We start from the raw sequence: 12,761 nt of genomic DNA, 5'->3' as shown, positions 1-12,761 counted from the left end.
CGACGTACGACCGCCCATACCACCGACCCAGTCCACGAGGTCACGTGCACGACCCGCGCGGAGCGCGGGCGCAGTGGCAGGTCTTCGGACTCGCGGGCTCGTCCGCCGAAAGGGCGGACCCCTACCGGCCGTCTCTTCCCCGGTCCTGACGCGGACCCAGTGAACATCGACGGCTTTCGTTCCCACTCACCGCTGCGGGACAGCCCCGGATTCGCACCGGGTTCCCTCTTGCGTCGCGCCGCCGGCATCCGGGCGGAGGGGAGGCGCGAACCGACTGCGTCCATCAGCGTAAGGGCGCTCGTATTCCTGCGACAGATGGGATTCAACGGTTGTCCTGAAAGTGGAGGGGAGGCGGAAACCAGGTGTGTCCCCGTTCGGTCGTCGTGGTCGGTCTGGCCGGATCGTGCCTCCGGGGATCGCCGCCCCATCGGCCAGACTTGTTGCCTCACGACACATGCGCACCGCTGCGGCGGTGGCCCGTGCCTGGGGAGGCGCCCGATGACGTCGGACACGAGGCCGGACGAGGGCGGGGCGGCGGCCGCCACCGGAGGCCGGCGGCCTCCCGGGGACCGCGTCGCGCTGCGCGGTGATCTGCGTGCCGCAGTGCCCGACGCCACCGCGGCGGTGGTGGTCACGGGGCTGGTGTTCGCCCTCCTTTGGTCCCGCATGGAGTCGGGTGCTTCGGACACCGTCGCGGTCATGCCGTTCATGGACGATGCCGGCACCTACTGGATGTACCTGCTCAGCCAGGCCTTCGGCTGGTCGGGGCTGCTGTGGGCCTGGGGCACGGTCATGCTGGGCCTGCTGCTGTCGGGGCCGCGCCCCGCCCGGCTGCCGGTCTCCCGGCAGGTACTGGAGCGCTGGCACCGCACCACGAGCCTGACCACGATGGCGCTCATGTTCGCGCACGCGTTGATGTTCGCCGCCGAACTCGTCCGCTACGAGACGAAGGTGGACTGGGCCGAGCGGCTGTGGGTGGGCTTCGCCGACACCTTCGTGCCCGGCTGGTACGACTCCGGCACCGGCCGGGTCGCCATCCCGCTCGGCCAGGGCGCCCTGTACCTCGCGATCCCTCTCGGCCTGCTGTTCTACATCCGGCACCGCATCGGAGCGAACACCTGGCGCCGGCTGCACCGCTTCGTGATCGTCGTCTACGTGCTCAGCGTGTGGCACACCCTGCTGTACGGAACCAACGTCTGGTACGGCGAGTGGCCGCGCACCGTCCTGTGGCTGCTGCAACTCCCCGTCGCAGCACTGCTTTTGATGCGTCTGCTGCGGCCTGCCCGACGGGCCGAACGGCTGGGGCCGCCGAGGCGGGGCGCGGGCACGGCCCGTCCTGTCTGGTGGGGGCGCGCGGCCGGACGCGTCGTCGCCGGAGCCGTCGTCGTCGCACTGGTCGTCGTGGTGATGTCCGGTCGTGACGGCGGACGGGACCGTCCGACCCATCCGCCCGCCACCGCTCCGCACGAGCAGGAGACGGACTGACGGTCGGCACCGCGTTGCGGGATGGGATGATGGCCGGCGACAAGGCGACGGCGTAACGAGGAAGCCGGTGCGAATCCGGCGCGGTCCCGCCACTGTGATCGGCGAGCGCGTCCCGAAGAGGCCACTGCCCCGCAACGGGTGGGAAGGCCGGGACGGGCATCGACCCGAGAGCCAGGAGACTCACGCGGTCGCCTCCTCGACGGACCACCGGGGCGGATCTCCCCGGAGAGAGGGACGGCACCCCATGCCCGCAACGCCGACCGGACGAACGCCCGACGACGCGAGGAAGGCGGCGTCCGCCCCCGGCTCCGCGCCGTGTCGCGTCGTCGTGTGCCGCGACTGCTGCTGCGGCAGCCCCAAAGTGACCGGCGTCGACCATACGGCCCAGGTGGAGCGCCTGCGTGCCGCGGTCCCGGTGCGCGTCTCCGACTGCCTCGACGTCTGCGACCACGCCAACGTCATCGTCGTCCAGCCCTCCGCGCAGGGCCGAGCCGCCGGCGCCCGGCCCGTCTGGCTGGGGCTGGTCAACGACCCGGACGCCACCGAGGACGTCGCCGCCTGGGCACGCGCCGGCGGACCGGGCGTCGCGCCCCGACCGGACATCCTCGACCTGTACGCCATCACGCCGCCGCGACGGCGTACGGCCTCCTGACCGCACGGACAGCGTGCCGAAGAGAGGACGGGAACCGTGCACGAAGCCCGTGCCTCGACAGCCTCCGTCGCCGCTGCCCTGCACGACGTGGCGAGCCTCGGCGGCTTCTTCGCCCTGCGGGTCGGCGGACCGGACGACGGCCGGCACCCGCTCGCCCACTCCTACCAGGCGGGATTCACCGACCTCGCCGAAGCCGTCGCGCGTCGTCACCGCACTTCGCAGCCGCGCGTCGACGTCTCCATCGCCCAGCTCGGTCACGCCGCCCGGCCGGGCGGCGGTCCCGTCCGCGCTTTGTACGAGCAGGTGACGGGCCACCTGTCGACACTGGCCGACGGACTCCGCGTCAAGATCGCCCCCCGCCTGCTGGACGGCAACTCGACGTCGGCCCTCGCCGGTGCGGCCCACGCCCTGCTCGCGCTCCGCCCGGCCGTCCGCGAACCGCTCACCGACCTCACGACCGCGCTTGTGGACACCGGACGCCTGTTCACGCTGTTCTCCCACGGGTGACCGGGGCAATGGTTCGGCACCGCTCGGCCCGTCCTGATCGCTCCCGCCATCGACCCCTGAACGTCAAGCAGGTGTGACGCGCGTCACGGCGGATGAGGGGAACTTCCCCCGGTCTGCCTCCGACCACTGCACCGGACCATCGATGCGGCAGGAGCCGTGGTGACAGAAAGGGCCGGCATGGCGGACAGCCGCACGGTGCGAGACGCAGCCGACATACTCCCCGCGGACCCATGGGCCGGCACGTCCGAAGCGGACGGGGTGAGTGCACCGTCCGGGCCGGCGGCGACCGAGGGGGCGACGAAACCTCCCTCCATGTCCTGGAACGCCTTGCGCCCGCTCCTGCTGCGGCTCCACTTCTACGCGGGCGTCCTCATCGGCCCCTTCCTCCTGGTGGCGGCGGTCACCGGGTTGCTGTACACGGCGACACCGCAGATCGAGGCGGTGGTCTACCGGCACGAGTTGCACGTGACCCCCGACGGCGACCCCGACGCGCTGTCGGCCCAGGTGGCCGCCGCACGCAAGGCGGTTCCGGAGGGGACGTTGGTGTCGGTGACCCCGGCGCCCGGCCGTACCGACAGCACCAGGGTCGTCTTCGGGAAACCGGGACTGCCGGACAACTACACGCAGACCGCGTTCGTGAACCCGTACACCAGTGAGGTCCTCGGCCAGGAACGCACCTTCGCGGGCTGGTGGATGCCCGTGCGAGCCTGGGTGGACGGGCTGCACCGGCATCTGAACCTCGGTGAACCCGGCCGCGTCTACAGCGAGATCGCCGCCAGTTGGCTGTGGGTGGAGATCCTCGGCGGCCTCGCCCTGTGGCTGACGACTCCCCGCGCCCGCAACCGGATCCGGCGGATCGTGGTCCCCCAGGGCGGCCCGAAGGGGCGCAAGCGCACCATGTCCTGGCACGCCGTGGTCGGAGTGTGGGCCTCGGCCGGTCTGCTCGGACTGTCCGTCACCGGCATGACCTGGTCCGTGCACGCCGGTGCCGGCATCGGGGAGATCCAGTCGGCCCTGGCCGGTCCCAGCCCGGCCGTCTCCACGAGCCTGCCCGCCGCCGACGGGAAGCCCGGCGCCGGTCCGGCAGCCGTGAACGACGTCGGCATCGACGCGGTCGTGGCCGCCGCGCACGCGGCCGGGCTGCGCGGTGTGATGAACGTGTCGCCACCGACCGAGGACCAGGCCACCTACGTGGTCAAGGAGAACACCCGCTCCTGGCCCGAGCGCCACGACACCGTGGCCGTCGACCCCGCCACCGGCACGATCACCGACCGCGCGAACTGGGCCGACTACCCCCTCCTCGCCAAGATGACGAGCTGGGGCATCGACGCCCACATGGGCCTGCTCTTCGGCCTGGCCAATCAGATCGTCCTCGCCCTCCTCGCACTCGCCCTCATCGGCATGCTCCTGTGGGGGTACCGCATGTGGTGGCTGCGCAGGCCCACCCGCACCGAGGGCTTCGCGCTCGGACGAGCACCCGCACGCGGGGCCTGGCGACGGTTGCCGGGCTGGTTCCTGGCGCCCGCCGTCCTGATCGCCGCCGTGATCGGCTACTACATACCCCTGTTCGGCCTGCCCCTGCTGTGCTTCATCGCCGTCGACACGCTCCTCGGCCACGTGCAGCGGCGCCGCACCGACCGGACGGAGGCGGCGGCGTGATCAACGCGACCGGTCTCAGGTGGATCCTCACGGCCCTGTTCGTCCTGCCCGCCCTCCAAGCGCTCTGGTCGACGACGAGGCCCGGACGTACGTTCCCCCACCGGGTGGGGCACCTCCTGCACGCCGTCATGGGGGCGGCGATGGCCGCGATGGCCTGGCCCTGGGGCATGGATCTGCCCACCGGTCCGCAGATCGTCCTCTTCTCGGTGGGGGCCCTGTGGTTCGCGGCCGCGGCGGTGTTCCGCCCTCCGGGAACGGACTCGCTCCGGGCAGGACTCTTCGTCGCTGTCCCGCACGTCGTGATGATGCTGGCCATGGCATGGATGGTGGCCGTGATGGACGGCTCCGCGATGGCCGCCGGCGGCTCCGGGGGCGGGCACCACGACATGGCGGGGATGGACATGTCTGGCCCGGGCTCGCTCGGCATGATGTCGCTGAGCGGGGTGGGACAGCAGTGGACCGCCGGTCTGCTGGCCGCCGTACTCGCCGCGTTCGGGCTGCTGTGGCTGGCCCGGGCGTTCGACCGGGGGCGCGAGGGCGTGCCGTCGGCCGGTGGCACCGCCGTTCCCCCACGGGAGGAGGCGGCCGAGCCGGCCTGCCATGCCGCGATGGCCGTGGGCATGGCGGTGATGTTCGTTCTCCTCCTGTGAGGCCGTCCTTCGCCCCACCGACGGCGCGTTGAGACGCGGATCACGTTTGATCGTCGGAACTCGCCGCATCCTTCGCCCGACTACTGGAGCGACACGGCTGAGCCCGCCCTCGGCGGCAGGCCGGTTCGAAGCGATCAGGAAAGGCCGGACATGGCCGATGCCCCGCCGTCACCCCGCCCCGCCGGGGTGACCGCCCGCAGTCTTCTTCCCCCTCCCGCGCTCTGCGGCTTCCTGCTGCTGCTCGTGCTGGCGTTCTCGGTGTCCTACGCCGTCGGTACGGCGGCCGGTCCCGTGGCTCCCGGCATACACGGCACCGGTGGATCCGGCGGAGGAGGAAGCGGTGGCGACACGCACGGCACGGGTGGAGACATGGAGGACATGCCGGGCATGAACCACGGGAGTAGTCACTGATGGCGGGCGAACCGACGGCGAGTCTCGTGGTCACCGACATCACCGTGGGCGGGATGACCTGCGCGGCCTGTGTACGCCGGGTGGAGAGGAAGCTCGCCAAGCTGGACGGCGTCACCGCCACGGTCAACCTGGCCACCGGGCTCGCCCGGGTGAGCCACCCGGCCGACGTCGCCCCCGGGGACCTCGTCACCGCGGTCGAGCAGGCCGGCTACCGGGCCGCGCTGCCCGTGCCGCCCGAGGGTGACCCGGAGGCCGAACAGGTGGAGCAGGACGACAGCGAGGCCCGGCGTGAGCGGGAACGGCTGCTGGTCACCGCGCTGCTGGCGGTGCCGGTACTCGTGCTGTCGATGGTCCCGGCCCTCCAGTTCCGCAACTGGCAGTGGCTGTGCTTCGTACTCGCCGCCCCGGTCGTGGTGTGGAGCGCATGGCCGTTCCACCTCCGGGCACTGCGAGGGCTGCGGCACTCCTCGGCCACCATGGACACCCTGGTCTCGCTCGGGGTCGTGGCCTCCTTCTCCTGGTCGGTGTACGCGCTGTTCTTCGGCGGAGCCGGCGAGCCCGGGATGCGGATGTCGTTCAGCCTGGTGCCCTCGGTCTCCGAAGGCATGACCCACCTGTACCTCGAAGCCGCCGTGAGCGTGCCGCTGTTCGTACTCACCGGACGCTTCCTGGAAGCACGGGCCAAGCGGGGGACCGGGGCCGCCCTGCGTTCCCTGGCCGAACTCGCCGCCAAGCGCGTGTCCGTACGCGACGAACACGGTGAACGGTCGATTCCCATCGAGCACCTGCGGGTGGGGCAGGTCTTCCTGGTGCGCCCCGGCGAACGGGTCGCCACCGACGGACGGGTCGCCGAGGGAAGCTCCGCCGTGAACCTGTCCCTGGTCACCGGCGAGAGCAAGCCGGTTGAGGTGTCCCCCGGCTCGGCCCTGGTCGGCGGCGCCGTCAACGAAGGCGGTCTGCTGCTCGTCACGGCCACCGCGGTCGGAGCGGACACCCGGCTCTCCCGGATCACCACGCTCGTGACCGAGGCCCAGGCCGGCAAGGCGCGTGCGCAGCGGCTCGCCGACGCGGTCGCCGGGGTGTTCGTCCCCGCCGTCCTGACCATCGCCGTGACCGTCCTCGGATTCTGGCTGGGGGCCGGCGCCGACCCGCAGGCCGCCCTCACGGCCTGCGTCGCCGTCCTCGTCGTGGCCTGCCCCTGCGCCCTCGGTCTGGCGACGCCGACCGCGCTGATGGCCGCCACCGGGCGCGGAGCCCAACTGGGCGTCCTGGTCAGCGGACCGCAGACCCTGGAGGCGCTCCAGCACGTGGACACCGTCGTCCTCGACAAGACCGGCACGCTGACGACCGGCCACATGACGGTGGCCACGACGACCGCGCTGCCGGGCGCCCTCGGGCCGGACGACGTACTGCGTCTCGCGGCGGCGGTGGAGCAGGGCTCCGAGCATCCGATCGGACGGGCGGTGGTCGCGTACGCCCGCCGCACCCTGCACGCCGGACCCCTGCCGGACGTGTCGGACTTCACCGCGACCCCGGGACACGGCGTCAGCGGCCGGGTCGACGGTCACGCGGTCGAGGTGGGCGCGCCGGACGGCAAGCTGCCGCGCACCCTGGCCAAGGCGCTGGCCGCCGCGGAAGAGGCCGCGCACACACCTGTTGTGGTGCAGGTCGACGGCCGCCCCAAGGCGCTGATCGCCGTCGGCGATCTGCTGCGCCCGGACGCCTACCGGGCCGTGGACCGGCTGCGCCGGCTCGGGATCCGCCCCGTGCTCGCCACCGGCGACCGCAGGGCACCGGCCGACGCCGTCGCCGCCGCGCTCAGGATCGACGAGGTGCACGCCCGGTGCACACCGGAGGGCAAGGCCGCCCTCGTACAGGAGCTGAAGGACGAGGGCGCACGGGTCGCGGTGGTCGGCGACGGGGTCAACGACGCCGCCGCACTGGCCGCCGCAGACCTGGGCATCGCCATGGGCAGTGGCACCGATGTGGCCATCGGCGCGGCCGATCTGACCCTGGCACGCGGAGACATAGAGGCGCTCGTCGACGCCGTCCGACTCGCCCGGCGCACCCTCGGCACGATCCGGGCCAACCTGGCGTGGGCGTTCGGCTACAACGTCGTCACGGTGCCGCCGGCGATGGTCGGCCTGCTCGATCCCATGGTCGCCGCCGCGGCCATGTCGATGAGCTCGGTGCTGGTCGTGGCCAACAGCCTGCGGCTGCGCAGTTGGCAGCCCGCACCGGCCCGTGGCGGCCGGAACCATCACGGCAGGCGTGACGGGAAGGCGGGCGTGCGATGAAGTGGATCAAGGACAGGGCCTCGGCGCGCAGGCGTCTCGACCGGCGACGGCTTCGGGACGGCGCGCTCGCCACTCTGGTACCCGTCGCCGCCTGCAGCGTGACGCTGGCCGGTCTGACCACCTGGGTCGGCACCGGCCGGGCCGGCAGCCCGGCGCGCATCGACGTCACGCACGGTCGCGTCCTCATGCCGTCCGCGGGAGTACCGGAGACCGCCGCCTTCTTCGACATCGCCAACGAGGGCGGTTCGGCCGACACCCTGGTCCGGGTCACGGCCCGCGGCGTCTTCGGGGAGATCTCGCTCTCCCAGCACCGGATGGGGCAGGGGAACTCCGCCTACCGGTCGGAGATCGACTCCGTCTCCGTCGCGGCGGGCGCCGGCCTGGACATGTCGCCGCACGGAGTGGACCTGACGGTGCCCGTGCCCTCGGCCTCGTGGGAATCGGGCGATCTCGTGACGTTCACCCTGGAGTTCCGGCGCAGCGGCACCGTCGAGGTGCCGGCCGTGGTCGTGCGGCCCGGTGCGGTCTCCTTCGAGTAGTCGTCGCCCGGGCGCGGCGAGTTCCCGCACGCCGGGTGGGATGTGAGTCACCCCATGGCGGGTGAGTCGCAGGACGGGTGTTCGTGCGTACTTCCTGACGACGACCGGATGCCGGGTGCGAGGATGGGCGGACCATGACTGTCCGAGGGTGGTGCCGTGCGGTGCGGGCCGGCGTTTTCGCCGCCGTCTGCGTGCTGCTCGCCGCCCTCGGACACGCCACCATGTCGGGGGCGCCCGTGCCCTGGTGGACCCTGGCCGCCGGAGCGGGCGCGACCGGCGCGGTGGGCTGGCTGCTCGCCGGGCGGGAGCGTGGGCTCCCGCTGATCGTCACGGTCGTGACCGCCGCGCAGCTCGTGCTGCACGAGACCTTCTCCAAGGCGCAGACGTTCGCGGCGTTGCCGGGTTCGCATTCGCCGGCCTCCACGGGCACCGGTTCCATGGGCACCCACTCCATGCCCATGGGTTCCGTGGGCACCCACTCCATGCGCATGGATGCGATGGACATGGGTTCCATGGGCGGGATGGACATGGGGGCCAGTGTCCACGCGGGCCACGGTATGCCCGGCCTGGGGCACGTGCACAGCATGAGCGGCGCTTCCTCGGTCGGCATGTTCGCCGCGCACGTGCTGGCCGCGGTCCTGTGCGGGCTGTGGTTGGCCCACGGCGAGCGGGCCGTCTTCCAGGTCCTGCGGGCGGCGGCGTCCTGGCTGGCGGCACCCCTGCGGCTGCTGCTGGCGCTGCCCACCCCCGTGCGCCCTCCTTCCGTACGCAGGCGCCGTACCGCCGTCGTCAACGCCGCGGTGCGGCTGCTCCTGTGCTCCTCCGTCACCTTCCGCGGGCCACCCGTGGGTGCCGCTGTCGTCTGAGACAGCCGGAACCACCCGGAGTCACCTCGCCACGAGCCTTGTGCCGCCTTCGCGCACGGGGCTCGGTCGGCGGCCCGTCCACCGTCCCGCCGCGCTCTGGTAGCCGGTGTGAGCGGACGGGTCCCCTGGGCTCCGGTATCGCCGTACCTCTCGCGTACGGACGCACCCATGTACCCGGTCAGCCGTGCCCTGGAGGCCGGACACCGGAAGATCCGAGAAGGACCTCACATGACGACTTCTGTCCTGCCCGCTCCCCGGGCGGGCCGTGCCGCCGCGGACGCGTCGGCGACCGCCTGGGCGCTGGCTGCCCGGGGAGGCGATCCCGACGCCGCCGACCACTTCGTCCGCGCGCTCCACGGTGACGTGCTGCGCTACGTCACCTACCTCAGCGGCGATCCGCAGGCCGCCCATGACCTGACCCAGGACACCTTCGTGCGGGCGCTCGGCAGCCTGCACCACTTCGAAGGCCGGTCCTCGGCCCGTACCTGGCTGATGTCGATCGCCCGTCGCGCGGTCGTGGACAGCCTGCGCCGTGCCGCGGTCCGCCCCCGGATCGCGGACGCCGTCGACTGGCGTACGGCACAGGAGCGTGCGCAACCGCGCGGCCTGCCGGGCTTCGACGACGGCGTGGCCCTGCTCGAACTGCTGGAGGCCCTGCCCGACGCACGCCGGGAGGCGTTCCTGCTGACCCAGATCGTCGGACTGTCGTACGAAGAGGCGGCCGGCTTCGTCGGCTGTCCGGTCGGGACGGTCCGCTCCCGGGTGTCCCGCGCCCGCGTGACTCTGGAGCGGCTGCTGCGGGAGGCCGAGGCGCCGAGCGTCCTCGCGGCCTGACCGGGAAGGTCCACGCCGACCCGGTCCTTCGAGACCTGCTGTGCCGCCGGGAACTCTCACCGAAGCCGCCGAAAGCTGAACCTGATGGCCGACGTCAGGCCCCGGTGCCCTGGACGGGCTCCGGGGCCTCGTACGGTGGGACGCCTGGAAGCCGCGCACCTCCCGCAGCCCGACCGCGTCGAGTTCCTCGACGCCCGAACGGGCTCTCTTCAGTTGGTCGTTGAAAATGCGTATCTGGTTCCAGCGTGCTCCGGGACAACGGAAGCACCGGGGGCGAACCGGCGCAGGAGAGCGCGGCACCGTGCTTCCGCAACCGAGCGTGCGGGCGGGTCGCGTCGCGGGCCCGGGGTAGGTCTTCCGGTGGTGCCCGATCTGTCCCCGAGAGGGAGTGCACAATGAGCGACATCTCCGGTCTTGAGCCGTTGGCCACGTTCTGCGGCAACTGCAACTGCGGTTGCCCACAACTGTTCGTCGACCCGAGCGCACCTGCGGAGCGCCGCGTGCTCCTCACCGACGACTTCGGCCAGCGTGTCGAGATGAGCGCCGTACAGTTCGCCTCCATCGTGGAGGAGGCGAAGGCCGGCAAGCTGGACGGCATAGCGACGGCCTGACCGATGCCACGTACACGGCACGACCTCCCGCAGGAGTGGCGCCCCTGGGACGAGGAGGACGCCGGGAGGCCGGTCGGACGCCCCCGGGAAAAGCGGAGCCCGGCCTGGCTGCTGTCGGCCGTCACAGTGATCGTGCTGGCCGGAGGCTACGGCTGGCTGGGCGCGGTGGTGGCGGGCACGGCAGGCGCGGGCGTCGGCGGCCTGCTCGGTCTTGCTGTCAGCGGTCTGCTCCATCTGCTGGTGCACCGGGCGGTGTCCGGCCCACCGACCACGCGGCCGTCTCCGACTCCGAAGGACTGACCGCGGCCGGGCCCGTACGACGGCCAGTCACATACCGGTAGCGGTCGGTGCCACGGAGCGCGGACGAACGCCAGCAGGCCCGAGGGGCATGTCCGTCCGGACAGGTGAACCGTGACACAGGCGGGAACTCGGCTGGGGAGCACTGCGACTGAGTGACGGACAGCACCGGACGAACAGTCGTCCCGGTGCCTCCGTATCAAGGGGCGCACTACGCGCCCCGTCGCACCCAGGAGTCGCGCCATGACCCGTAAGTACCTCGTCACCGGCATGAGCTGTGGACACTGCGCCGCAAGCATCACCGAGGAGGTCTCCCAGGTCCCGGGAGTCACCGAGGTGGACGTCGACGTCGCCGCGGGCTCGGTCGCCGTCGGCGGCACCGACCTGGACGACACCCGGCTGCGCGCGGCGATCGTGGAGGCAGGGTACGAGGTGGCCGAAGGGGCCGCGGCCTGACGAGCGCACCCGTGGTGCCGCCGGGCGGTTCCGCGGACCGTCTCTCGGCCGGAGCCGTGGAAGGGGGGGCGAGAGGCCAAGAGCAGCCACGGCCTCCCCTTCACACCGCCCGGATCCACAAGCTCGCCAAGGACTCCGCGGTCAAGGCCCGCACCCAGGCGATCAACCAGCTCAAGGCTGTCCTGGCCATCGCCGAACCCTCCCTGCAGGAACGGCTGTCGAGTCTCGGCGCCGCCGAGCTGTACCGCACCTGCGCGCGCCCCGGCACACCCGACGGTGGGGGAGACGAGGACGCGGTGGCCCAGGCCACCTACATGACGTTACGCATGCTCGCCGAGCGCATCGAACAGCTCACCGCTCAGATCAACGAGCTGAACCAACGCCTGACCCGGCTCGTCGAGCTCCACGCTCCACAACTGCTCGAACCGGTGGGCATCGGCCCGGACAGCGCCGTCACTCTGTGTTCACCCGACTGCGCCACGACCCACGCACCCAGACGTACTACGAACGCCGCACCGCGGAAGCCAAGACCCGACGCGAGATCATCCGGTGCCTCAAGGGGTACGCAACCCGCGAGGTCTTCAACCTGGTCAGACAGGTTTCCCTTACCCCCGCGTTACAGGGGCGTCCGTGAGACGTGAGAGGGTCGGAGCCGTGAGTGAGACACCGCCGAACACCCTGCAATACCGCTTTGACGGACCAGAAGACGCCCCCGTTCTGATCCTCGGTCCCTCACTGGGTACCACCTGGCACAAGTTGTAGTGACCGTCTTCGGGCGTCCACGCCTGTCCATGGTGTGTGCGTTGCAGCAGGTCAGGGCTTTGTGGTCCGGTGGCGTCGGCGTAGTTGGTGACAGACGCGTGATAGCGCCGGTGATAGATCGAGGTCCCGCCGGGGAGCATCCTTGGCGGGCCTCTGCCCGGAGCCATGAAACGAAGCCCCACCGGAGCGCTCCGGTGGGGCATCACCGTGAAGTTGACTGTGCGGGCACGCGTGACGCGTTCGGCTCGTCATGCAGTCTGTCTTCCAGCGCTGTTCAGCGTTGACGCGGTAGGAGAACTTGTCGAGGGAGGCGGCGGAGGGCAGCCGGTCCAGGACGGAGTCGGCGAAGCGCCCGGGCGTGCCGCCGGAGGCGAGCTTGCTCTCGTAGCCATCCTTGAAGAGGTACAGGAGCGTGCCGACCGCGCCGACGTAGAAGACCGCGCTGCAGAAGATCGCGGTGGAGACGTGGATGTACAGCCAGTACGAGTGCAGGGCGGGCACCAGCTGGTCGCTCGCCGTGTAGAGGACCGTGACGGCGAGGCCGAGGTCGAGCAGGACCGTGGTGGCCAGCGGCAGGCCGAGCCAGCGGACGTTCTTCTTCAGGGCCAGCAGGACGAGGTACACGCCGACGACGGTCGTCGTGAGCGTGATGTTGTACGCCGGGGGAGTATCTCTTGGCCCGGGCGAGTTCCTTCTCGGTTGCGACGTGCTAGGCCCGGTCGGGTTCCTGGAGGA

13 protein-coding genes, 1 pseudogene and 2 riboswitches are annotated in these 12,761 nt (G+C 71.7%); of the genes and pseudogenes, 13 read left to right on the top strand and 1 reads right to left on the bottom strand.

The window, feature by feature from the left end; translation table 11 throughout:
* Positions 1 to 78: 78 nt before the first annotated feature.
* Positions 79 to 230, bottom strand: a riboswitch (cobalamin riboswitch).
* Between the two features lie 268 nt (positions 231 to 498).
* From ACIBCJ_RS14930 to ACIBCJ_RS14870, 13 genes are all read left to right on the top strand, one after another.
* Entirely contained in the window at positions 499 to 1,485 is a 987-nt protein-coding gene (locus tag ACIBCJ_RS14930; RefSeq protein WP_365978229.1) for a ferric reductase-like transmembrane domain-containing protein, read from the top strand.
* 53 nt (positions 1,486 to 1,538) lie between these two features.
* Positions 1,539 to 1,667, top strand: a riboswitch (cobalamin riboswitch).
* A 62-nt stretch (positions 1,668 to 1,729) separates the two neighbouring features.
* The gene (locus tag ACIBCJ_RS14925) at positions 1,730 to 2,137 is read left to right on the top strand and encodes a (2Fe-2S) ferredoxin domain-containing protein (RefSeq protein ID WP_362506067.1); all 408 of its coding nucleotides are present in this window, start codon (positions 1,730 to 1,732) and stop codon (positions 2,135 to 2,137) included.
* 36 nt (positions 2,138 to 2,173) lie between these two features.
* Complete coding sequence (locus tag ACIBCJ_RS14920) at positions 2,174 to 2,644, top strand: hypothetical protein (RefSeq protein ID WP_365978228.1); 471 nt, start codon at positions 2,174 to 2,176, stop codon at positions 2,642 to 2,644.
* A gap of 312 nt (positions 2,645 to 2,956) precedes the next feature.
* Positions 2,957 to 4,303: a PepSY-associated TM helix domain-containing protein gene (locus ACIBCJ_RS14915; protein WP_365978227.1), complete on the top strand. Its 1,347-nt coding sequence runs from the start codon at positions 2,957 to 2,959 to the stop codon at positions 4,301 to 4,303.
* On the top strand, positions 4,300 to 4,953 hold the full coding sequence (locus ACIBCJ_RS14910) for a DUF5134 domain-containing protein (RefSeq protein ID WP_365978226.1): 654 nt from the start codon (positions 4,300 to 4,302) through the stop codon (positions 4,951 to 4,953). The genes ACIBCJ_RS14915 and ACIBCJ_RS14910 overlap by 4 nt, the downstream gene beginning before the upstream one ends.
* 150 nt (positions 4,954 to 5,103) lie before the next feature.
* Entirely contained in the window at positions 5,104 to 5,364 is a 261-nt protein-coding gene (locus ACIBCJ_RS14905) for a hypothetical protein (protein ID WP_365978225.1), read from the top strand.
* On the top strand, positions 5,364 to 7,661 hold the full coding sequence (locus tag ACIBCJ_RS14900) for a heavy metal translocating P-type ATPase (RefSeq protein WP_365978224.1): 2,298 nt from the start codon (positions 5,364 to 5,366) through the stop codon (positions 7,659 to 7,661). The genes ACIBCJ_RS14905 and ACIBCJ_RS14900 overlap by 1 nt, the downstream gene beginning before the upstream one ends.
* On the top strand, positions 7,658 to 8,200 hold the full coding sequence (locus tag ACIBCJ_RS14895; RefSeq protein ID WP_365978223.1) for a copper chaperone PCu(A)C: 543 nt from the start codon (positions 7,658 to 7,660) through the stop codon (positions 8,198 to 8,200). Before ACIBCJ_RS14900 ends, ACIBCJ_RS14895 begins: the two co-directional genes overlap by 4 nt.
* 134 nt (positions 8,201 to 8,334) lie before the next feature.
* A complete protein-coding gene (locus ACIBCJ_RS14890) occupies positions 8,335 to 9,066 on the top strand; it encodes a hypothetical protein (protein WP_365978222.1) in 732 nt (243 codons plus the stop codon).
* Between the two features lie 228 nt (positions 9,067 to 9,294).
* Entirely contained in the window at positions 9,295 to 9,900 is a 606-nt protein-coding gene (locus ACIBCJ_RS14885; protein WP_362093316.1) for a sigma-70 family RNA polymerase sigma factor, read from the top strand.
* A 395-nt stretch (positions 9,901 to 10,295) separates the two neighbouring features.
* Positions 10,296 to 10,511 carry a hypothetical protein gene (locus tag ACIBCJ_RS14880; protein WP_362093319.1) on the top strand — a complete coding sequence of 72 codons (216 nt, stop codon included), beginning with the start codon at positions 10,296 to 10,298 and terminating at the stop codon, positions 10,509 to 10,511.
* Between the two features lie 3 nt (positions 10,512 to 10,514).
* Positions 10,515 to 10,811: a hypothetical protein gene (locus ACIBCJ_RS14875; protein WP_362093322.1), complete on the top strand. Its 297-nt coding sequence runs from the start codon at positions 10,515 to 10,517 to the stop codon at positions 10,809 to 10,811.
* Between the two features lie 240 nt (positions 10,812 to 11,051).
* Positions 11,052 to 11,264, top strand: a complete 213-nt coding sequence (locus ACIBCJ_RS14870; RefSeq protein ID WP_362093324.1) for a heavy-metal-associated domain-containing protein — start codon at positions 11,052 to 11,054, stop codon at positions 11,262 to 11,264.
* A 1,038-nt stretch (positions 11,265 to 12,302) separates the two neighbouring features.
* On the opposite strand, the pseudogene ccsA reads toward ACIBCJ_RS14870, so the two are convergent.
* Positions 12,303 to 12,683, bottom strand: a pseudogene (gene ccsA / locus ACIBCJ_RS14865) (cytochrome c biogenesis protein CcsA); the annotation flags it as partial.
* Positions 12,684 to 12,761: the final 78 nt, after the last annotated feature.

The sequence above is a fragment of the Streptomyces sp. NPDC051136 genome, assembly GCF_044455745.1.
GTDB lineage: Bacteria > Actinomycetota > Actinomycetes > Streptomycetales > Streptomycetaceae > Streptomyces.
This window is presented reverse-complemented; position numbering and strand designations above follow the sequence as displayed.